The organism is Mucilaginibacter sp. (assembly GCF_041660805.1).
GTDB lineage: Bacteria > Bacteroidota > Bacteroidia > Sphingobacteriales > Sphingobacteriaceae > Mucilaginibacter.
In genome coordinates, this window is the sequence record NZ_JBAZVP010000006.1 from 74117 (window position 1) to 96525 (window position 22409).

Consider the following 22409-nt stretch of genomic DNA (forward strand, 5'->3'; position numbering starts at 1 on the left):
CACAACCAGCAGCTCTAAAACAGTAGTAAAAGGGTAGTAACTTTTTCTTAAGAATTAAACCGTTTATTAGAAAAATGGGTCGATACAAGCAGGCAGTGAACCGAAGCCGCACGCTATATTGCTTATTAAATAATTCTTTCGGCGTCATTTCTTACTACCCCTATACCCCAGTTAATATTAAAAAATCTTTTGTGTGATAGCACAACAAGAAGTGATTTTATAGGTAATTCTAATTTCAGCGATGCAAAAGAAAATCGACAAGGATAGCGGTGGCGTTCATGATCACCAAGCTATGTTTAGTACGCTCTCTTATCAGACAATTATTGGACTGATACAACTGTTGATTGACGAAGGCTTAACAGATCAGGACGAGCGAAACGGGTTTTACGTCAATGCCAAAGATTTCAGAGCTAAAGCAAAAGAAATATACCGGGGAATTGACGAGTTTCAAAAAAAAGAATTAATCAGATACTGCCAATTTAAGCGGTATCTGTACCGTCCCTTTAATTCGGAAACATGACCTTCAACAGGGAGAATAGCCATTAAATTAAATATTTTACCCCCGAAAAGCAATAAAGGTCTTCTTCCTACAAATAAAGTTCCTGATTAACGATGCTGCTAACCATTAAGGTCAGTTGGTTATTTACGATTTATATAGGATCGATAAACATAACCAGACTTAGTGTCAGAAGTTATAATCATTTGAATTGGAAAATAATTTGTCGATATTTATTGTCAAACATTGCGATCATGAGCGACAAGAATTTAAAAAAATTGACCGCCCTGGTTAAAGAAGAATTTAAAACCATTCCTACAAAGGAACAGGCGCTTCAATCCTTTATCTCGGCAGGCATCAAAAACGACAAAGGGTAGTTCACCGCGCCTTATGCTATCTTAAATAAACTTGTTAAATCCACTAAAGGTATGATTCCACGCCAAATCCGATCAAAAGTTTCTGACAGGGCTTACAGTGAGTCAAGGAAAAAAAGAAGCGCATAGAGATAAAAGTTCCTCGTAGTTGCCGGCGCGGTTCTTCATTTGAATTTCTGTTTGTAATTTTTTTGGATAGCCGTAATTTGAGGGTTTTTCCATCCATGTAAGGGCTTTGATTTTATGAAGTGGCTGGACAGAAAATATGACAGTAACTGAATATTCATATAAACAGCCATCACGAACTTTGTTGGCTAGTTGTGATAACGAGTTTTATTTCTTTAATAAAAAAACCAAAAGCCACAATAACAGCAGCAGGACTGCATAGATTTTCTGGTCTGAAAATTTTTCTTTGATCCTAACTTTTGTCAGATATCTCCAATAATCAATGGCCGGTTTCTTCATCACTGTTTAAATAAATCGCCGTTTTTATTTTGAATGTAGAGAAAATTTTGATGGTTTTAAAAGTATGTTTTTATTTCATTATAAAAATGCCAACTGCTTAAAAAAACTCAACGTGTAAATAAACGGTTGGCATATGGGCCCCGGCTTTGCCGGGGCCGCCCGGCGATTTTCAAAAACTATAATTTGAGCTGCTCATTTCTTTATGGCGTAGCGCCAATTGTTCGTGGGTCATTCCCCGTGTATTGGCCAGGCCGACAAAGAACTTCACCACGCTTTCCCTGGTTCGCCAGTTAAATGAGTAGATGAGTTTGTTTTTGTTTAAGTTTACTGTTAACAGGATAGGCATTCGAAGCTTGTGCGCGTTTTGCAACAAAACTATCCGACAACAGGTGTGATGATAGTCGTGTTCGCTTAAATCCTCAAAGCTCAGTTTTCGAGCCAATTTCTCCAGTTGGCAACGACGCAAATCCACAATAGGCTTACGTTTTTTATTCCGAAATCTTCTTTTCTTTACCAAAAGGTCGGCTTGAAGCCTCGCTTCGGTATAGTCAGGATATTTGACACGGATCTCCTCCAATGCAAATAGCTTGTTTTTTTGGTAAACCCTCCTGACATAATTCCTGCGGGTACGTTGCTGTGACATCAGCGCCTTACGTTCTATTTGTGCAATTGTCATATTATGGCCTTCGGTTTGCCCTGTTGCCCTGCTTTTGTAGAGTTCCCGTAAAAGAATAAGAATAGTCATCCTTTTTTCACCCTGCTGTTCTTTAATCAGTAATTCACTGATTTGCTGAAGGGAATAGTGCTGTCCGTTGCTTATCAATTCTCCCATTAAATTGCTTTCCCCGCTTTCAGTTAACTGCTCATTAATCCGTGGTTGCGGATTTTGAGGCTGTCCTACGGGGTAATCATTCCTGTAACTTTTTAGCTTCTCCAAAAAAGCGCTTCCTGTACCGGGATTTTCCTTATCCAGTTCTTCCGCTTCCTGTTCCTCAGTATAAATGAGCTTATCCCAATCCTCATATTGGTGGTAGCAAAGCCGGATGTCAAAATGATGGTATTCAATTTCCTCCCGGTTCATTGGCCGGGATAAAAACGGCATAGTATGAAACAACCCCATTGGACGGCGGTTACGGTCGCACCAAATTTCAGCGTGCATAAAAACATAAATGCGTGGCGGGTATTTCGTTTGCGGTTTGAAGTAATAAGCGACCACACCGGATGTTTTGCGTGGCAGGGCATTGACCCTATCAAATTCAACTTTTTCACGGGCGTTCATCACATAGCCCTCTTTTATCTTTACCATAATTCTTCATTTGAAACAGGCCTGTTTTTTCTAAAGCAATAGTGGCCGGAGGCAGGTGTTGATTTTAGGAAAGTCAGGCGACCCAAAACGCCAGACGGCCTGTTGCGGATGAAAGCAGCAAGTGGCCGTCTGGCGCGATTTTTTATTCGATTCTTAACTCCATTAATTTTTGATAGACATCTTCCCAATAGACTTGCAAGCCCTCATCCAAAGATTTGAATGAGGGGTCAACATGCCGGTAATGCCTGTAATCGTCTGCTTGCAGGATGGCCAACTCCAAATTTTCGATGGTAATTATTTTACCGTTTTGATCTGTTATCGTCATGGCTGTTCAGGCTACTTTTAAGGGCTGTGTCCGAAAATCATGCAGGTTGATGAAAAAGCCCCGGTTAAACAATAAGCCCTCCTTAAACAGTTGCCATAGCAGGGATGAACCCATGTTGGCTAAGGTGGAATTGATAAATAAATCCTGTTTGGTCAGGGCTTCGGCTAATGAACAACTTGGCGTATTGTCGGTTGCATCTGCCGTTTCCAATAGTTCCTTAAAAGTTTCGGTAACAAAGGGCAGGTTTCCTACGGGCGCATACTTTTTGGATTCCGGCTGTTTGAGTTCGCCAATAGTTGATAAAACCACCTGTCCGGTGTCCTTGCTGTTGCCTAAATCCATCCAGTATAAGGGGCGGTTTCGTTCATAAGTTCGGTAACCATTAAACTGTTGCAGGATTTTACCGATTTCAAATCTTGAAACGGCATTGTCCACACAGGTGATAAACAAATTCGCTTTGCCATCATTCGGCTGTTCCTCTGCATAGTCGGTATCATAGCGTTGAGTGACCGCTTTCCAGTTCGTACCAAAAAAACGGTTGATGCGATTAATCAATACGACACTCTTGTTCAGTCCTATTTCTGCTTCGGCAAACAACTGCCTGCCGAGGTTGGCTTCGCTTACCGTATCATCATCGTAGGCCAAGACCATTAAGCCCGGATGATTAAGCGCAAGCATAGCCTGGTTCATCCGGGCAAGGTTGGTGAGCATCTGACTGCCAGTCCCACCGCAGCCAATGAGGTTAACCGTAATGGGATTGGTGGGATTGATCAGGTAATTATCGGTGATATGTATGGGGGTAAGCGTTTTCATTGGAGTAGATTTTTAATTTGATAATTGTTGGGAATTAATACATCGGTTGGGAATTGCTCCCCGCAGGCGGTCAAATGTTGCCATAGCTGAACGATATTTCCTTTAACGGGCTGATGACCACCAAACAGGTGACTGAAATAGCTGTTAAAAAAATAGTTTTGCCATAGTTCCATAAACTGCTCCAGTCCGCAATCTTTGGGTATGCTGATGCGCACGTTGCCCATACATACCCTGCCGTCAGGATAGACGTTAAAAAAGGGGGCATGATATAGGGATGTGCTTTCCGAAAAATCATTATCGGCTACCGCAAAAAGCTGAATACTGTTTTTCCCGGCCTTCCAAACCATTGCGGGAACAGCAGCTATGCCTGATGGAATATCAAGGTTCTCCGTAAATAACAATTTGATTTGTTGCGGTGGCGTATGCCATACCGCATAGCCGGATGAACCGCTGTTGATAGTTAAAATATTAGGGGGCATTAAGCCTTTCGGGTTTAAAAACCCCTGTGCCTTTTTTTCATTAATCTGCAAAGCCTTTGCTAACTTGTGGCTCTCGGGAATAGACAAAGGATGCCCGTTGATGGGGCAACCTGCGATATCCATATCGTAGCTTTCAATGTAAAAATCTGATGGAACGCCATTGCCTGTTTTTTGTAGAAAAAGCAGGGCTTTTACAGGCTGGTATAATTCTCCAAAAGTTCCGGTTAATTCTTTCATGGTTTGTCGTATAATAAGGTGCATAAATCATCTATCAGGGCTAACAGTCTTTCCTCGTAGGCCAGTTCATCGGTGTAAGCCGTTTTAGGTTCATTGAAAAAGGTGACTATTTCAGGTTCCTGATAGCGGGGGCGTTCGTTAAAATCATCATTGACCATGTTTTTTAGGTCGTCGCTGATACTGTCCTGTACACTGCCGATAAAAGAGAAATACTCATGCATCCCGACATAATTATCATCGTAGTCGTCGGGTTCATAATCCTGCAAGTTGGCATGTTTATAAAGGTTCATATCGGGAAAGGCTTGCCATAATTTCCACGCAGTTTCTGCAACTTTAAGGCATTTCTTTTCAAATTCGGATACGGCACAAAAGTGAGCCATCAGACTGTCGAGGCTTTGGCGAAAATCTTTTGCCATCATCTTTTCCTGTATAAAATCACCCTGCAGCTTGGCATTATCATAGTCGAATTGCTGCCTGTTGTAGTCTTCCTCATCATCGGCTTCTTCCTGTCTTTCCCTAATCCAATCCTCCAAAAATTCGTAGTTATTAAACATATAGGTATCATCATCTCGATAGTAGTCTATACCAGCCTCGGCATATAAGTAGGCGCAGACGGCAGTCAGTAATTCTGCACATTGCGCATAGTGAGGGTTCTGCCACAGGTCGTATATCGGCATCACGGGAATATAGTACAGCCCGAAATCATGGCTAAAGGTTTCCTTAACTACCAAACAGGTATGGGTATCTTCCTGCTCCACGACCAATAGTTGCCGAAACCGTCCCTTTGCTTTCAGCTTGCGGTTTGCCTCCCTTTCCGCCATCAGGACGTTATACGGATATGGCAGGGAGCGGTAATTGGTCAGGTTTAAACCATAGTGTTTGGTCAGGTGTGAGAGGGATTTAAAAAAATCCCCCTCGACTGCTGATTGTGTTGGCAATTCCGTTGCTGGCAGGCACATGGGCATAAAGCTGTGCCTTAAAAAACCATTGGTAACAGGCTCTGCGGTGATGACCTGGGGCGGTTGAGCCTTGCTTCCTGTGCATCGGGTAGCCTGTCGAGGTCTTTCATAAAGTGTGCGAGTTGCTGATGTAGTTTCCATTGCTGTTGATTGCGTTCTTTGATTAATCCCTTGTTCTCTTTTGTGTTTTCATTCATGTCATTTGCTGTTTAATGGCAATAAAGCTACCATGAGCCATTTAGGTAATGTTGGTAGCTCATGGTGGTCATTGCCTATCCTTTTACCCCTATGGTGGATACAAATTCATATTCCCTGCAATCTTCTACAAACTCCGGCCCTGTGATTTTGGCGGTGGTCAGTATGGCGTACAGGTTGCTGTAATAGTTGCATACCGCTTCGGGGCTAAAATCCTCGTTCGGGTCGGTAAGGCGTATCTTTTGCCCGTTCTCGGTATGGACAAAAACTCTTGGTAATAATTTCGTTTCTAACATGGCTTTTCGTTTTATTCTGCGTTAAAATTCTGAAGTGCTTTTTCATAGAAGTTGGCTTGCTGTTCCAAATACTGGCGTTTCTTCTTTAGTTCGTTTTCCTTATTTGGGTGTTCTTCCACGCTTGGCAGCATGGTAAGGGCTTCGGAGAACTTTAACTTTTTAATCAGTTCGTTTACATTTTCCATTGCGGTATCATAGGCTTTTTTCTTGTCCTCCTTGCTGATTTTGGGTTCGGGTAATTCCGCATCTTCGGTCTTTTTGGGCGTTGCGGTCGCTTGCGCTTTTTCTTTGTTCTTTTTGTCCTGTTCCATTTTAGACGCTGCTTTTGCCTGTTCTACACTTTTTAAGTGGGCTTCCAAATTGGTTTGCAGTTCTGCGGTTTTTGCTACAGGCTCGGTAATCTTCATAAAAAAAGCTTCGTCTAAATCCTGCGCCGTGCCTGTGAGGGTATAAGGGATAATCAGCTTTACGGCTTTATCCCCGCAGGTGGCGTTAAATAATTCGGAAACGGTCATATTGCCGTCTGCATCGGTTTGTATCACTAACTTCCATGTACCGGGAAGATTAAGGCTTGCTATATTTTGAAAAAAGTTCGTTGTCATGGTATTTAATTTTTAGGTGTGCGTTTGTTCAATTCAACTAAGTGGTTAGCCGACCTGCCGTCTGCGGTAAACAAGTATTCATTTGTTAAAATGCTTTCCTTGATAGCGGTATCACCGGTCAGAAATTCGTATTGATTTTCGAGGGATCTGTACAGGTGGCGGTTTAGAATTTCAGCAACCGAGCGTAGCCATTCTTCGAGTTTGTCCAGTTCTTCAAAGATGTTATCGTGCGTTTTGCCGTCTTTGATAACTTCCGAAATGCCTAAATCGGTCACTATGCCAAATTGCCTTGACCTGCTGATAATTTGCGGTTCGCTTGACAACAGGCCGTCCGCAACCAGTGCAATCACCCTGCGGTCAATCTGCAGAACGCTGAATTGAAATTCCTGCATCGGGGCATAGTCTTTCCACGATTGGTTGGCAACCGCGATTAGCAGTTTGGGTATGTCAACCATAGCGGAAAAACCGCTACCGTCCCCCTGTGAATAAAATCCCCTGAATTTAATTTTATCTTTAATGACTGTTATGCCTATGTAGGAACACAGTTCTATAAAATCCTCCAGTTCATAGTCCCACCAGTCAAAATTCACATTCAAATCCCGGTAGGTCGTCAGGGATTTTTCTTTGGCTGTTTTTTCCAGTTCGTTAAAACTGAACAATTTGAGTGTTATCGTTTTCATGGCTTCAAAGGGTTTTATTTTCAATTGACGATAGGTAAATGGTGTACCTGCGGGTAAGGTTCTCGCCTTTACGAAAAATGTCCGTTTTATAGAAATATATCTCGTCAAAAAACTCTACCGTTTTGGTTTGGAGATTAATTTCATAGCGATAGGTTGCATTGGTGCGCAGTTCATTCATGGCGCAATGCGCACCTAATAACGCCAGTTCCTCATCCGCATCACTCAGCGATAAAAGCGGTAACAATAAGGATTCTACGAGATAACCCTGTTCAGGTGCGCTACTGCTATCAGCAACGCAAATAATGGCTTTGCCATTAGTAAGGGTGATATAAAGATTTGAGCGTGTCATATTCTTTGATTTTAGTTTAAGGGGGGATTGCTCCCCCCGAATGGTGATTAATTGAGGGTTAATGCTTCTTCCCCGTTTTTGGCATAGCCGAGGCATAAATCAAATGCAGCCTGTGTGCGTAACTGTCCTGTCCCGCCTATGATGGATTTTACTTTGGCTTCATCGTCCTTGTATTCCTTGACATTTTGAAAATAGCCTGTTATGGCGTTGAACGCTCCAAACAAAGTGCCTTTGGTGGTTTCGGTCTGTTGGGTCGGGCTTGCCATTGCGTACATAAAGGCATTATCACAGATGTTCTTAAAGACGGTAGAAAGTTCTTCGCCTGTTTTCAGGCTCTTTAATACTTCCTTGCTCGGTGCCATTGCCTGTTGGATAAGCTTCATTACGTCCTTATCAGTGATGCGTACCTTTGTCCATTGGTTAAAGATGCCGTCCAGTTCATCAGCCATTTTGTTGGATATGCCCATTACTTTGTGGGCTTCTTTTAGCCTGTCCTCTGCGCTTGCGGTATGACGTATCTTAATCGTATTGGAGCTGTTACGGAGTGCAGCGCTCAGCGTGTTTTGGCAAACAATCCTGATGGGGGTAAATGCTGCGGTGATACTGCCCGAACCATCGTGCGAGGTAGTCAGGAATAGGTATTTTTCGATATAATCATCATTGCCTACTTTAATATAGCCGGGGAGTTTTGCGGTGATAAAAATCTTTTCACCGTTGCCTAAAGCCCCTGCGGTTTCATATTGCATCCCGTCCCCGCCTACGATGGCATCAAAAAAACCGAATGCATCTGCATTCTGAACAATGTTATAATCTGTACCTACTTTATCGCCTAATATTGCGCCGTTATCGGTACGGTAGGTAAAAAATGAACTTTTTGAAATAGTTTCTGTGCCGTCCTGCAAGCGGTGGATATTCGGCATTTTTACTACGTTGAAGTCAAGCCCTGCGAATTGCAATGCTTCTTTACTGGTGGGGTAATCCTCTACGATTTGCCCTAATCCGTGCCATGCCTTTTCCTTTACGCTGAAAAAACTGTGTTGTCCTGTTTGCTCGTTGAAATTGATATTGTGTGCCATGATGGTAATTTTTAAGTCTTTTGAAATTTGTTATGATTGGGTTTGCTTAGAATGGCAGGTCGTCATCGTCTTTTCCTGTACCTGCGGTTACGGCTCTTTTCTCTGCGCTGTCGGTAGGGTCGCTTGCCTTTGCCACTAAAGAAAAAAGCTTAATGGTGTCACAGGTACAAATCAGCCTTGCACGGATGCCGTCTTTTTTGCTTTGGTAGCCCTGCGCTTCCATCCATCCCGAAATTTCCACTACTGCCCCTTTGGTGAGGTATTCGGCTATGCCTGAATTGCGCCAGTAGGCGCAGTCAACGAATGCGGTTTTTTCCTTTTTTTCGCCCGCTTTGTTTTTCCATTTTTGGTTGATAGCTACGGTAAAATTGATTACCTGTTTGTCCCCTTTGACCGCATTGATTGCTGCGTTTGCGGTTAATCTTCCTGTGAATAGCATAATTTTAAATGTTTAATAATGAATAATTTGTTATTTGCTTTTCCTTTCGCCGCCTTGCCCTGATTGATTATTTTTAAAAGAAAAAGGGAAAAAAGAAAGCAAATCGTAAAGCCCGGCAGCGGGCAAAAGGAAACGGAATAATTGGAGGGGACCCGCCCAAAGGGCGGGGAGGAAACCGTTTATGCCGTAGTCTTTTGCAAATCCAACGACAGATCCGGGCTTGATTTTAGCTGCGCTTTTTACCCGTTTCGCCTAAAAATATTCATTGATTAAATAAAAAAATGCCGTTGGAGCCATAGGCGATGAAGATCCCAGATGACAGGAAAACAGGACTTAAACTTGAAATTTAATATACCTCCGGCAAAACAAAAACAAGTCCCAAACGCTGTCCGAACAAGAGAGAATATCTAACCTGTTAATCACCGGCCAACCGGTAGTTGATACAATTATGCCGATTTCTTCCCGCGTATCTTCATCAAAGAACATTTCAGAAGGGTCGTGTCAGTTCAGAATTTCCTCGCCGCCTGCGAATGCCTGCTGGCTGCCGATGATGTCTTCAGGAGCCTGTTGCTGTAGCCTGGCAATGTCGTCGGCGGGCAACATCGCTTGGCCATACATTCCACCATGATGCGGTCTGTTTTTTTTCCTTGCGCCAAAGCCAGCATAAACTGAATCAAGTTTTTCAGGCGGGGCACATATATTATTCACTTTATGGGGTATGTGTTCATGGCAGAGTTTTTTCGGCTGCTCCGAAGCGCATGAACTTTAATCAGCATGCGGAATTTCTATTATTTTTTTAAAAGAGGGATTTGTGGGAAGGGAAATGCATCATGGGATTGGAAGCGGCATCCTTCGATAGAAGATACAGCGGAAAGCCCGTCCCGAAGGGGATGCCATGATGAGTGAGAAATAGAATAGGGACGAGCGGAATGGTTAGGGATATTGTGCAGGGGAAAATAAGTTTGAAAAACAGAAAAGCTCGATTAATTAATTTATCCTTATAAAGGAACGGGTAAAAGTGGAAATAAGGCCCGGACTGTGCATATAGGTTAAAATATTGTTTTTTATTTGAAATTAACGACATTTAGCGTGCATTTTGAAGACCTTTTTTGGTAACTGGAGCGTCGTTGTACATCTTGCCGGAATCATAATGCATCGTCGGCGTTTTGAGGTAATATTGAATTATAAAGTAGCGATGATCGAAGAAGGCATAATTATTATTGGTGTGACTCCTCTAAATATAGTGCTCTGGGTGTTCTTTTAAATATCCGTGGGGTGAATATAGAAAATAATAGTAGGGCATATCACAGGGAATATGTGGTTGAAGTGCGGAAGCATTGGTGAACACCGTCAATACTATATTTTCGCATCGTTGGTTGCTTTGAAGAAAATACGGGGGCGCTCAATTGCAAAGCTAAGATTGCTGCTGAACAAATTGTCTAAAGGCCGGGAATTACCTCTTACCATACATTAGAATAATTTGCGATTTGAGTCGGTATATCAGACGCTGTTCGCTTCCCTTGGTCGGGTTAAAAATAAGTTGATATCCCAAAGCTAAATCCGGCGATGTTAACAGCCGGATTAGTAAAAATATCCCGTTGTTTTTGAAAACGGTAGTTTAAACGCAAAACTGTCTGTGGATTGGGTCTGAAACTAACAGCAGGCATAATACTCCAAATTTCGTCGCCGATATTTCCGCCCGTTTCTTTGAACCGCCCAACATTATAATCTACATATTCTAAACGGCAGGCAAGGTTTAGTACCGCGTTTCGCCAGCCTAATAAATTGTCTTTTAACACAGACTGTACGATGTCCAAAAATCCGCCATGTTGTTTATTTCCGAATTGTTGCGAATAGGTATCAGGAACATTTACAAAGATCCAGGCATATTCCCCGGTAAATGCAGTTCCTGTTTTACTGATCCTTGTATTGATATCCAAAGCAAAAACATCAAGGCGCCGTTTATCGTCTAATTTAAAACCATCCTCCTGGTATTTGTTATAAATGCCGCCCATGTAGGAAAAGCCTATCTCGCCGAAACGGGTGTTTTTTACCGCCACCTTAGCTGTGATTAAAGGTTCACCGTTATTACTTTCTTCAAAGCGTTCGGCATTTGCTTTAGCTGCCGGAAGGTAGGTCCTGTTAAATTCATTTTCAATGATCGTATTATCAAATCCACTGGTCAGATATAACTCATAGCCAAGCAACCATCTGTTTTGGTAATATTTACCATATACGCCAAAGCCTGCATTGCTCCAGGTGGCAGGCAGCATTTTTTCAGCAGAAATAGGGCGGTCTGTAAATTCCCATTTAGGGCCATCATGGTTTTGGTTAAATGCACCTATCGGATTAACGATCATTCCCCCGCGTAAATTAAAGAGCGGGTGAAACTCTACATCGACCGCAGCAAATTCTACGCTGATCTCCTTATCGGCAGGTTCAAATTCAATTTCTGATAAAAATTTGATGCGGCTGGAAATGGTCGATGCTACAAATAAGGTCAACCTTCTGAATTGAAACTGGTGGCCTTCTGAAATACCGTCTGTACCTAAGTGCTGATAATTGGCCTCTACATATCCCCCTAATGAAACCGGAAGCTTTCCCGATTGCAACATAGGACGGTTATAAATAGCATCCATGTTCATTTTTCTTTTTGATGTATCTGCTGTAGTGCGCCTTAATAAAGTAGTATCAATTTGTGCTTGCGCGCTAATCGCAATAAATAAAAAAGCAGAAAAGGCTATAATTCTCATTTTAAAGATATTCTTAATTGGTTATCAGTGATCGTTACCGGAAAGTTTCTAAGGGGATTTGCCGCAGGTCCGTTTACTACCTGGCCGCGATTATTAAATTCGCTGCCATGCGCCGGACATTGCATTTTATCCCAAAACACCTGTAGTTCCGTCCCCTGGTGCGTGCAGCGCATCCATAGCGCCTCGAATTGGGTATCACTAAATCGGTACACACATATCGGGTATTTCAATAGGTCATTTTGGACGACCACGTATTTCCGGAAGTCTTTTTTACCGCCTTTTTTATGTTCAAATTCGCTAAGTGGTAACAGCATATTTGAACCGGCAATATCAGCGGATATCAGTTTGGAGGCCGTTCCGCATCCTTCGAACGCCAATAATAATCCGCCGCTCATACAGCTTAGACACGTTGTAGCTATGAATTTCCTTCTGTCCATGTTAAAGGCTATTTAAAAATTTGATCACTTTTTGCTTTTCATTTTCCTGGAGCGCGTTGTACCTGTTTTTGATGACTAAGGCTTCTCCGCCATGCATTTGTATCGCCTCGTCGATACTCCTGGCCCGGCCATCGTGCAGTAAAAAAAACTGCCCTCCCTGAGATTTAGGCGCTAATCCTAATCCCCATAAAGGTGCTGTGCGCCATTCGCTTGTTTTGGCGGAACCTTCTGTATAGCCGTCATCTAAACCCGGCCCCATATCATGTACCAGGAGGTCGGTGTAAGGGTGGAACTCCTTATTGTCAAGCGCCGAAACCGGCGAAATGCCTGTTTTCAATGTTTGCTTATGGCAACTCTCGCAACCTATTTGAACAAAAAGGTCTTTACCTGTTATCACATCAGAATTATGCTGGTCACGTTGAATCGGTGCTTTAAGGGTTTGCAGGTAAAAAACTACTTCTCTTACTATTTTATCGGAGATCTCGGGATCGGTATCTAACAAAGTAAAAACGTCACTTGGATCAAACGACGAAGCAATACCCATGTCCTGATTGTAAGCAAGGATGGTCTGGTGGAGCAAATTATAAGTACTGGCTTTCTTACCAAAACGGGTGATATACCTGTTCCCCTGATTTTTACTGCCAGGCCTGATTTTAATATAGGTTGGCAGCAGTGCCCAGTTGGGATGACCTCTAACGCCATCAGGATTATTGACGTTCCCGGCGGCCATCGCCAGTATATCATCTTCGCTAACCAATTCTATGAAGCCCAGTCCTGAATTTATAGGCGGCGTAAATTTAGCAAAGCTGGTGCCTGCGGGTAACTTTTCAGGGGCATAGCCCGGTAATGCACGCTCCTGTAATTGCGGCCCGTGATCAAATTCATTACGCCCAAGACTATCGTTTTTTCCAAACCTGGTCAATGTAGTAAACGGATGACCTTTACCATCACCTGCGTGGCAGCTTCCGCAACTGGTTGCTACAAATACGGGACCCAATCCGGTAGCCGCTGTAAAAACCTGCCCGTTAAACCCCACATCGCCGGCAAGATGTTGTAAATTTTGGGCTGATGTTAAATTTTCGACAGGCCCGTCAAGGATGGAATCGTCGGCAGGCGCAGAAGGTTCAAGTTTCTGACAGGATATTATCATTGTAATCAGCAACAAAAACAGTCCGATAACAGCAAAATGATTCTTATTCATTATTCATATTTTTTTCAATAGTACAAACATATATTATTAATTTAATTATACAACTAATATAAATTAGACATGGCTAATTTTTATTTTAAGGATTAAAGAGTATTTTTGTTTTGAAGAACAAAGGATGACAAGGACATTATCAGAAGAAAATTATTTGAAGGCTATTTTTCATTTAAGCAGAAATAGCAAGGAGAAGGTTAGTATCACAACACTGGCCGCGTCATTAGAGAACACCGCAGCCTCGGTCATAAGTATGCTCAGAAAATTGACGGCTAAGGAATTGGTGGATTATGACAAAAAGAAAGGTGCCAGTCTAACAAGAGCAGGGGAAAAGGCAGCAATAGACATTGTTCGAAAACACCGTTTATGGGAAGTTTTATTAGCAGAAAAACTGGAGTTTTCCTGGGAAGAGATTCACGACATCGCCGAACAGTTAGAGCATGTTCATCACCCTGAACTGGCGGATCGTTTGGATAAATTCCTGGGATTTCCTCAATTCGATCCGCATGGTCACCCCATACCGGATATCAAAGGAAACATTTCCCAAGTATCGGGCAAATTGTTGTCGGATTCGACTATAGGGATCGAGTTAGAGGTAGTTGGCGTAAAGGACAGTTCATCTATGTTTTTAAACTACCTGAAACAACTGGATATAAAAATCGGGTCAAAGCTGATGGTCGAGCAAATTATTGATTTCGATCAATCCGCTGTAATTAAAATTAACAAGGGCAGTAGTATCAGCGTTTCAAGAAAATTTTTGGAAAGTATATTGATAAACTAATTTCCACCAAATATAAATGGCCCGAAATAAAAAGAAAGGGGCGGCAGTACATCGCACATTACAATACGCACGAAAAACTCGGCCGCGCCCATTATGGATAAAAATAATCCGGATCATCGGGATGATTATGTTGGCGACAGGTATGCTACTGGTCATTATTGAAGCGGTCATGCAGTATGTTCATGGCATCAGGAAACATTGATGGCAATATCATTTTATTATAAAACTATTTTCTGCCGATTTGATAGTGTGCGATCATGAATATGATGAGCAGAGTTTATGAAAATTGACCACGCCTTTTATAAAGGTAGTGCCTTGATAAAATTTGCCCGGTATTGCAGATGTCGGCAGTTTTGGCAGTTAACCGACACAATATGTAATTTCTGTAGACGCTGACCGGCTAAAAGCAAATCACCTTTCGATCACCAAATATTTGCTGCATTACAAAAAAACTAAAGCAATACGGGCGGTACTTATAAAGTAATTTGATCAAAATTTACAGATAGTAATTTAATTTTTGGCAATGAATTAGCGGTTAACTTCTAACTTTTGTTGTACACCGGTGAAACTTATTGTTGGGTATTCCTGTTATTTAATAATTACCAATCTAAAAATTTAATTATGACACCAGGAAATCAAGAACAGCCAGAAAAAGATCAGCACCCGGAACATCACGAGCACAAGGAGCACCATGTACATCCCGAACACCATGAGGGGCCGGGACACGAAAACGAACCGGAACACCACGATGAGCCGGAACATCATCAGGAAGAAGAACATCACGAGGAATCGGAGCACCATACTAAAAAATCCTGATCTTATCAAAAGGCCCGAACAGAATATCGGGCCTTTTGACTTTATTATGCGATAACCCAATTACACCTCTTAATCTACACCACTACCCATCGTCTTTCAATTTACTGATTTTTTGCGATCTATATTGTAAGGGACTTTGAACGCCTGTTGGTTATCATTTAACTTAGCAGTCGCCTGGTAGAAACTAAAAATAAACTGTTCTCTGACATGTTTGAATTGAAATTAGGTATAGATGAGATCAAACCGGTTGCAGGTCTTTGCTTCATATTAAGCGTTTCCGTAATTTATAAGCATCTAATGTGATGACAACCATGCTGCACTTTTCCTGCGACCAGACAAAGCAAAAACAAGAGACAAATAAAGTATGCGGGGTCTTAGTTATTCGAATTAACACCGGCTAAACAAGCGATTATTCCCTCTATCACACGCTTGGTCTCTTCCGGGTCCCGCACTTTAATGCAATCCGCCCCTGTTTTGCGGACAGGCTGGTCATTACCTCCCGGGATCAACGCGTCACCTAAAAAAATCATTTCCAAGATACTTATCTTCAGTATATCCCTTAACTTATAAATTCCATAGGCTTTATCTATTCCGTGCTTAGTAATGTCAATAGACGTTGTTCCGCCCATGTTTACGGCGAAGCCGGTTAATTTTGCATCCAGTATCGTTTTGATCTTAGCGCGTTTTGAAAAGTCAGGGTCCCATCTGCTTTTTTCGTTCAGTGGTGCCTGCTGCCCTAACCCAGAGAATGTAATTTGGCTACCGCGATCCTCCATCTGTTCTCCCCAAAGTTTGCCGAAAGCTATGCCTGATTGTGCAATCGCCCCGTTTAGGCTATTTGTGATTAGTTCCTTCTCGGTTTTGGAGAAATTTTCAGCGTAGAGCGGTTCCCAGCGCGTGGTGTAATGGTAATATTTTGTTCCGCAGGTCGGAAGGATCGACAATCTTTTCAGCAGGCTGTTCTGGGGAATTTTCGCAAGTACCTGTTTTTCAAATTGCGGCCAGTCTCCGCCTGAGATCACTGCGACCTTAGCCGTAGTAAGTAAGCGAGTTAGCAATTCAGCCATTTCAGTATCAAGCGGCGCCTTGCTTTCAGCTAAAGTGCCATCAAGGTCAAATATGATCAGTTTTTTCATTAATAATTATTTTAGATGTTATTCAGACCGGTTGTTTTGTCGGGCAACACTATAGATAAGGCAGGAGTATTTTACCCAATAAAGCGATGCCAATCAGAATAGATAAGATAATGTAAATGATCCCCTCCCAGAAGGATGGAAATCTTATATTTTTAAACCAGGCTCTTTTTCCTTCCCGCTTTTTTGGTTCGTTTTGATCTTTCATAAAGCTATTGATCGTTTATTTCTTAGTCATTGGGACAGGATTCGATGCTGAGCGTAATGGTCGGCATATTTAACTAAAAGACAGGATACTTTAAAAAGAGGTGAGTATGCGTATTTCCTTATCTGAGATAGCATGTCCCAGAGACCCTTTCCCGTCAGCCCTTTAGTTGAACCCATAGAAAGAACGATTTCCAAAAAACTGATAATTTCAGCGATGAATATCAAAGAAATTATCACTAAACCAGTTATTAATTCCATTTTATGTTGATTTAATTATTAATTATTAATTATTAATTATTAATTATTAATTATTAATTATTAATTATTAATTATTTTAGTTTATGCACCCTTTTAATTTTTTGTGATCAATAGTTTTCGGCTTTTGCCTTGTTGGTCCTTTAACTGGATAACTGCCGACTCTTTTCCTGCTAACAGAGGTTGCTTGCTCGTGATCATTTCGCAGAGGCTTACGCTCGGATAGGCTTGGCCGTCGATTTCTGTAATTTGTTCACCCGGTTTTACCGAATTCCCGCTTTTGTCCCAGATCAGACCGACCACCAGTTTACCGTCAGAAACCACTGGCTGAAACGGCCAGATTTTTCGGTTTAGGTCGTGGACGGGCTTATGAGCATCAAAATAAAATTTACCTTTAATAAAGTCAAGCGTGACATTTCCATATTCTAAGAGCTTTGTTCCCATCGCCGGTAAGCCGCCTTTATTGGTTTCCGTGATCACATTATTGAATCGTGCCGTGCCGATAGTTATAGCACTTAATTTCAGCAGGTATTTATCGGCAACCGCCTGCAAGCCGAAGAGACCGACACTGTTCGCACCATATCCTTTAGCTACAATGTCATAAACCCCTTTATTCTGTAATTGCATCATATAGTCATCGGTAAAACGCAGGAAATCACTATCGCCTGTGTCGAAACCTAATAACATGCCGACGCCATATTTCAATGTGACCTTAATGAAAGGATTGCTCTGCTGGTTGTTCTTTCCGGTAGTGATCATTGGCACACTGCTTTTAGGATTTAATTTCACTTTGTCCGGCTGGTCGGTAATAATGATCTGCCTTCTATCGCCGGCGATGGTAATGATTGAATTTCTGAACAGATTACTGCCGATGACCCCCTCAATATCAAAACACTTATAAAAATCCGATTCAACCACTACCGCCGGGATATCAACAAAATCGATATTACCCAATCGGATATGGCCCAATCTGACCACGGCTGCGGAATCAGCCACGCCATTAACGTCCCTGATCATATTATTATAGATGAGGTCAGCTTTTAATTCGGCAGACAATTCCTTACTGATAGCAACAGGGGCACCTGTATCCAGTAAAAACCTGCGCAACTTCCCGCCAAGTTCTGCCTTTATAATGATTTTTCCGCCGATAAATTCATAGGGCATTTCGGCATAATAGCCTTTAGGTGCTGCACCTCCCAGATTCAAGGTTTGCGATTGAGCCCGGCTTGACCTCAGGTAAAGCAGGCTTATTATTAAAATTAAGGATATTTTCATAGTTTAAAGGACTAAATTCGTAATTCACTTAGTTGAAATAGACAGGGGTCAACACCATATGAGGCTTTTGAATGCTATAATTCCGGTTGCGGTATCATAGTAAGCAGCTAAAAGGCCAACTTTACCTTCATGGTTTTGCTGCCGGATCAGCGGGCTGCAGTTTAAGATCTCCTCGATAGAATTGCTAATGTTAATGTGCTCTACCCGCTCAGAGAATTCGCCGCCATCAAAAACAGGGCTAATGTTTTTGGCCGTAACGATGGCCGGATTGATTTTCCTGGTAACAAAGCCAATATTCTCATTATCCATAGCATTTATCGCGGCGCCCACAGCTCCGCACTTGGAATGCCCCATGACGACGACCAGTTTTACCCCCATTTCCCTGATAGCAAGTTCTAAACTGCCGATGATCTCATTGCTGACAATATTGCCTGCTATACGGATAGACAAAATATCCCCGAGGCTGGCATCAAAGATGATTTCCGGCGATGTCCTCGAATCGATGCAGCTGATGATCACAGCCATAGGAAATTGGCCTGATGAGGTCGCATTGACCTGATGCCGGAAATACTTCGCATTCCATTTTCCTTGTCTAAACCGCTCATTTCCGCTTTTCAATAAATTTACTACCTGTTCCGGATTAAGTTGCTGTTGCGCCTGACGGTCTAACACATTAACAAACTGCACATGGTCTGACAGTTGATAAGCTGACCTGATGCCGATCATGTTCAGCATGATTTGCTTTTCCGGTGCGACCACGTTCTTGTAATCATCGAATAATTCCAACACATCGTTATCAATAAAGTCAGCCTTACTACCATCAATAATAACATTAGAACCGGCCGGAACCGTTAACAGCGTATCTTTTATACCCGCCTTGTTTAGAAAGGAGACCTGACTGGGTAATTCAAGCCGGATCGTTTCACCTTGCTGGAGCTGGATTCTTTCAAGCAGGAACGGATTGCTGTAATTGCTTTTTAAAAGATAGAATAAACTGACGGCCAAACCGATCAGGATGCCGATCAGCAGATCAGTAAAAATGATGGCAGTGATTGTTACAACGAACGGAATGAACTGTTTCCAACCTTTCGCATACATCTCTTTAAAGATGGAAATCTTCGCCAGCTTGTAACCGGTCACCATTAATATGGCCGCTAAAGAGGGAAACGGTATCAGATTGATAAAAGGACTTAAAAACAAGATCGCCAGCAGAAGGAAAATACCATGGATAACGCTGGAAGCCTTGCTTTTTGCGCCTGCGTTAATATTGACTGAACTGCGGACGATCACCGATGTAACGGGCAGACCGCCGGTCAACCCTGCTAAAATATTGCCAACGCCCTGTGCGACCAGTTCCTTATTAGGCGGAGACTGCCGTTTATGCGGATCAATATTATCTACTGCTTCCAAATTTAACAGCGTCTCCAGCGAGGCCACGATAGCGATGGTGACCGCAGTTAACCAAACATTGTAATTGGTCAGTGAGGCAAGATCTGGTAAATGTAAGAAAGAGAACAGATCACCAGGCTTAACAGCAGGAAGCGCTACCAGATGCTTTTGACCAAGATAAAGTATAGGTTCGAAAAAACGGAATAGTTGATTTATACCGATCCCAAGCAGCACAACAACTAGCGATGCCGGAAAAAATTTGATTTTTTTAAATGGCATGATGTCCCAAAAAACCAGAATCAGCACCGAAAGGAAATTGATAATAACGGCTCCCGGGGTAATATGAAATAAGGCATGGTATAAATGGGTGATCGTGTTCTCTCCATTAGCCTGAACGAAGGCAAAGTCATCCTGATGGCCACTATTATAACCAAAAGCAAGGGGTATCTGCTTAAGAATAAGAAGTATGCCGATAGCGGCCAATAAACCCTTAATTACATTGGAAGGGATATAGTTTGCGATAAAGCCGGCTTTGAATATCCCGCTTAAAAACTGCAACGCACCGGCGATCAGCAAAGCTGATGAGAAAACTTCAAAGCCGCCCAGTTTGCTGATGGAAGCCAGAACGACAGCCGCCAAGCCGGCGGCCGGCCCGCTGATACTGGTTTGCGAACCACTTATTGAGCCGACCACGATACCACCAATGATACCAGAAATAATTCCGGAAAGAAGTGGCGCTCCGGATGCCATTGCAATGCCGAGGCATAACGGCAGGGCGACAAGAAATACGACTAACCCTGCGGGTAAGTCGTGTTTGATTTTTGATAGAATAGTCATTAATTTTCTATATAAGAATTAAACGCACGGCTGTCCGGCGATAATTCACAGGTTGACTCTCACCGAAATATGGGGTGGAAAGATAAATTTGTTGATACATGAGATTTCCGCCGATACTACAGAGCTACAGAGAGCCTGCAAGGACTCGGGAGAAAAGCTAAGCTAATATTTTGGGAGGCAACCAGACCGGCGCAGTCGCTACGGGTAGATCGTCCTGATCAACAGAAAAATAATGACCAGCGTAAAATGTTGGGATGGCTGAGTGGTCCGCACTATCTTTATAAAGTGACGGAGTGCTGCAACAGGTACAAGAACAGAATGGGGAGCAATCATCAACTGTTGCCGAACATAGACTGAAATTCTTTAACGGGACCTGACGAACGGTCGGCTGGTCAGTTTTCGCTGCGCGGGAATCCATGCAGGGAACCATTACCAGCCACGTGATCATGATAAGTAAAAGATAACAGGCAAACTTCATTGCAGGCTAAGTTATAATAATTAACCGATGTTACACACTAAGGTAACTAAATTAGAATATGAAGCTGAAAACAAACCGGATTAATATACCAAACTATTTTACCGTTTCAGCAAATTTCAATTATCGTTTTACAAGCACACCCGCAAAAATGGTTGTATTGGTTGGTTGAAAATGGGTGTTACCAGAGAGGGTAAAATGATTCAGGGCGACGGAAATCAGAAAAGAAACGTTATGGGTTATTTCATAGGCACCGGAGGTCCCATAAACAAAATAATTTGCCCGGCCCGTTTTATTCTCGTTCTTCTCATCAATTGATAATAGGTTGTATCCCAAGTAAGGTGCCAAAGTAATAGCGTGTGCAGATTTGTTTAGCACAATGTCATTCGACAAATGAAAAGCATATTGGGAAAAATTAATTTTATTTGTCCCGGTGTTGCCTGATCCTTCAAATTGAAAAAACATGGACTTATATAAGCGAAAATAGGTTCCTATCTGAAACCCGTATTTTACAAAATTTGAAATGTGGGTAGGTGCGTTGATAATATTGACCGGGAACCTTATAAAGGTTAGCGAATAATGAAAGTTGTCCTTCGTAAAATAGTTTAACCAATTGCTTTTTTGCTTTACTGAGTTCCGATTTGCTCGTATGGTATCAGTTATATCAGCAGAAAGTTTGCTTAAATAATTGTATCGCTCAGAATGGCTAAGCAGTGTATCAGCTTTAAGCCAAATTGTGGAATCCCCTGGTTTTGAAATATTTTGAGTTATATCGTTTTCCTGAATGATATCTCCATAGGCAAACGGCTCAATATAGGCAGTGTCTATTTTTGAGGTAATATAAACGGTGGTTGTAGTGGGGTTTTCCTTTTTATAAATGGTATTGCCTTTCATGAAAGCTTCCTGTATGTACCAGGTATTACCCAAAGGACGATAAGCAATATGATACTGAAGCTTTGATTTGGGTAAAGTGCCATACCGGGTAACGTTGAAATAACTAATGTCAGCACCAACAAAAGCATAAGTGGCGGTATCGATATATAAAGTTCCGCTGGTCGCCTTTTGCTTTTGAGTAGAATCTCTTTGCGAAAAATTGATGACATAAACATTCCTGTTATGGTACATTCTTTTTTGCATCAACTGATATTGAAAGTCTTTTACCTTAGATGCTGTAATAAAAGATTCACGGTTATGGATGATGTCAGCATGAGGAACGGTTAAATATCCTCCGATCCATTTGATGAAAATTAGGGATTTATCAGTAATTGTGTCAATTTTATTTTGAATCAGTTTTACTTCCTCCTGCTTATTTGCGCTGTATGAGGGGACGTATATTTGCACGATAGCATCGCTGTTAAAAAGATCTGAACGGTTCCTTAAATATTGCAGCCGCATCGCGCCTGTTAAGATATAAGGCCTTTGCGGATAATTCGCGTGAATCCGGCTTATAGCTTTTTTCAGAATGGTTGAACCCGTACCCATAATCCTGACTTCGGTAAGCTCGACATAACTCGCCCGCAATTCTATATCAAAGGTATAATCACCGGCAAAGTTTAGAAACAACTGCTTGTACCCGACGTTTGTAAAGCGAATACCGTGTTGTTTAAATTGTGAAAACTGAATTGCGATTTTGAATTTTCCTAATGAGTCCGTGGCGGTACTTGTCTCACCAACCCGAACCGTAACACCCTGTAAAAAGTTTTTAGAATCAAAATCCCGTATGATTCCACTTAAGACAATATTTTGAGCGTTGCAGTAT

24 protein-coding genes are annotated in these 22409 nt (G+C 42.1%); 4 read left to right on the top strand and 20 right to left on the bottom strand.

The window, feature by feature from the left end:
• The first annotated feature begins 241 nt into the window (after positions 1-241).
• Positions 242-520, top strand: coding sequence for a hypothetical protein (locus WC743_RS10625; protein ID WP_373011952.1), 279 nt, complete (start codon positions 242-244; stop codon positions 518-520).
• 230 nt (positions 521-750) lie between these two features.
• On the top strand, positions 751-873 hold the full coding sequence (locus WC743_RS10630) for a hypothetical protein (RefSeq protein WP_373011953.1): 123 nt from the start codon (positions 751-753) through the stop codon (positions 871-873).
• 631 nt (positions 874-1504) lie between these two features.
• Here WC743_RS10630 and WC743_RS10635 read toward each other — a convergent pair.
• The 16 genes from WC743_RS10635 to WC743_RS10710 form a co-directional block, all read right to left on the bottom strand.
• The gene (locus tag WC743_RS10635) at positions 1505-2641 is read right to left on the bottom strand and encodes a hypothetical protein (protein ID WP_373011955.1); all 1137 of its coding nucleotides are present in this window, start codon (positions 2639-2641) and stop codon (positions 1505-1507) included.
• A 142-nt stretch (positions 2642-2783) separates the two neighbouring features.
• Entirely contained in the window at positions 2784-2966 is a 183-nt protein-coding gene (locus WC743_RS10640; RefSeq protein ID WP_373011956.1) for a hypothetical protein, read from the bottom strand.
• Between the two features lie 6 nt (positions 2967-2972).
• Positions 2973-3779 (bottom strand): PRTRC system ThiF family protein, encoded by an 807-nt coding sequence (locus WC743_RS10645; protein WP_373011958.1) that lies wholly within the window; start codon positions 3777-3779, stop codon positions 2973-2975.
• Positions 3776-4495: a PRTRC system protein B gene (locus tag WC743_RS10650; RefSeq protein WP_373011959.1), complete on the bottom strand. Its 720-nt coding sequence runs from the start codon at positions 4493-4495 to the stop codon at positions 3776-3778. The genes WC743_RS10645 and WC743_RS10650 overlap by 4 nt, the downstream gene beginning before the upstream one ends.
• On the bottom strand, positions 4492-5454 hold the full coding sequence (locus WC743_RS10655; protein WP_373011960.1) for a hypothetical protein: 963 nt from the start codon (positions 5452-5454) through the stop codon (positions 4492-4494). The genes WC743_RS10650 and WC743_RS10655 overlap by 4 nt, the downstream gene beginning before the upstream one ends.
• Before the next feature lie 17 nt (positions 5455-5471).
• Positions 5472-5651 (bottom strand): hypothetical protein, encoded by a 180-nt coding sequence (locus tag WC743_RS10660; RefSeq protein ID WP_373011961.1) that lies wholly within the window; start codon positions 5649-5651, stop codon positions 5472-5474.
• Positions 5652-5726: 75 nt separating this feature from the next.
• Complete coding sequence (locus tag WC743_RS10665; RefSeq protein WP_292945855.1) at positions 5727-5945, bottom strand: PRTRC system protein C; 219 nt, start codon at positions 5943-5945, stop codon at positions 5727-5729.
• An 11-nt stretch (positions 5946-5956) separates the two neighbouring features.
• On the bottom strand, positions 5957-6547 hold the full coding sequence (locus tag WC743_RS10670; RefSeq protein ID WP_373011962.1) for a PRTRC system protein E: 591 nt from the start codon (positions 6545-6547) through the stop codon (positions 5957-5959).
• A 5-nt stretch (positions 6548-6552) separates the two neighbouring features.
• Positions 6553-7227, bottom strand: coding sequence for a hypothetical protein (locus WC743_RS10675; RefSeq protein ID WP_373011963.1), 675 nt, complete (start codon positions 7225-7227; stop codon positions 6553-6555).
• 4 nt (positions 7228-7231) lie between these two features.
• Entirely contained in the window at positions 7232-7576 is a 345-nt protein-coding gene (locus WC743_RS10680) for a penicillin-binding protein (protein ID WP_373011964.1), read from the bottom strand.
• A gap of 47 nt (positions 7577-7623) precedes the next feature.
• On the bottom strand, positions 7624-8652 hold the full coding sequence (locus WC743_RS10685) for a DUF932 domain-containing protein (RefSeq protein WP_373011965.1): 1029 nt from the start codon (positions 8650-8652) through the stop codon (positions 7624-7626).
• Between the two features lie 46 nt (positions 8653-8698).
• Positions 8699-9091: a single-stranded DNA-binding protein gene (locus WC743_RS10690; RefSeq protein ID WP_373011966.1), complete on the bottom strand. Its 393-nt coding sequence runs from the start codon at positions 9089-9091 to the stop codon at positions 8699-8701.
• A 501-nt stretch (positions 9092-9592) separates the two neighbouring features.
• Positions 9593-9799, bottom strand: a complete 207-nt coding sequence (locus WC743_RS10695; protein ID WP_373011967.1) for a hypothetical protein — start codon at positions 9797-9799, stop codon at positions 9593-9595.
• An 821-nt stretch (positions 9800-10620) separates the two neighbouring features.
• Positions 10621-11844: a hypothetical protein gene (locus tag WC743_RS10700; RefSeq protein WP_373011968.1), complete on the bottom strand. Its 1224-nt coding sequence runs from the start codon at positions 11842-11844 to the stop codon at positions 10621-10623.
• Positions 11841-12281 (bottom strand): ubiquinol-cytochrome c reductase iron-sulfur subunit, encoded by a 441-nt coding sequence (locus WC743_RS10705; protein ID WP_373011969.1) that lies wholly within the window; start codon positions 12279-12281, stop codon positions 11841-11843. Before WC743_RS10705 ends, WC743_RS10700 begins: the two co-directional genes overlap by 4 nt.
• Before the next feature lies 1 nt (position 12282).
• Positions 12283-13431 (bottom strand): di-heme oxidoredictase family protein, encoded by a 1149-nt coding sequence (locus tag WC743_RS10710; RefSeq protein ID WP_373011970.1) that lies wholly within the window; start codon positions 13429-13431, stop codon positions 12283-12285.
• Between the two features lie 175 nt (positions 13432-13606).
• Between WC743_RS10710 and WC743_RS10715 the strand changes: the two genes are divergently transcribed.
• Both WC743_RS10715 and WC743_RS10720 read left to right on the top strand, forming a co-directional pair.
• The gene (locus tag WC743_RS10715) at positions 13607-14263 is read left to right on the top strand and encodes a metal-dependent transcriptional regulator (protein ID WP_373011971.1); all 657 of its coding nucleotides are present in this window, start codon (positions 13607-13609) and stop codon (positions 14261-14263) included.
• Between the two features lie 621 nt (positions 14264-14884).
• The gene (locus tag WC743_RS10720; RefSeq protein WP_373011972.1) at positions 14885-15079 is read left to right on the top strand and encodes a hypothetical protein; all 195 of its coding nucleotides are present in this window, start codon (positions 14885-14887) and stop codon (positions 15077-15079) included.
• 374 nt (positions 15080-15453) lie between these two features.
• Here the strand turns inward: WC743_RS10720 and WC743_RS10725 are convergent, their stop codons facing one another.
• From WC743_RS10725 to WC743_RS10740, 4 genes are all read right to left on the bottom strand, one after another.
• Positions 15454-16215: an HAD-IIB family hydrolase gene (locus WC743_RS10725; RefSeq protein ID WP_373011974.1), complete on the bottom strand. Its 762-nt coding sequence runs from the start codon at positions 16213-16215 to the stop codon at positions 15454-15456.
• 555 nt (positions 16216-16770) lie between these two features.
• Positions 16771-17880 carry a retropepsin-like aspartic protease gene (locus WC743_RS10730; RefSeq protein ID WP_373011975.1) on the bottom strand — a complete coding sequence of 370 codons (1110 nt, stop codon included), beginning with the start codon at positions 17878-17880 and terminating at the stop codon, positions 16771-16773.
• Between the two features lie 117 nt (positions 17881-17997).
• Positions 17998-20175 carry a SulP family inorganic anion transporter gene (locus tag WC743_RS10735; protein ID WP_373011976.1) on the bottom strand — a complete coding sequence of 726 codons (2178 nt, stop codon included), beginning with the start codon at positions 20173-20175 and terminating at the stop codon, positions 17998-18000.
• A 598-nt stretch (positions 20176-20773) separates the two neighbouring features.
• Positions 20774-22213, bottom strand: a complete 1440-nt coding sequence (locus WC743_RS10740) for a hypothetical protein (protein ID WP_373011977.1) — start codon at positions 22211-22213, stop codon at positions 20774-20776.
• Between the last annotated feature and the right edge of the window lie 196 nt (positions 22214-22409).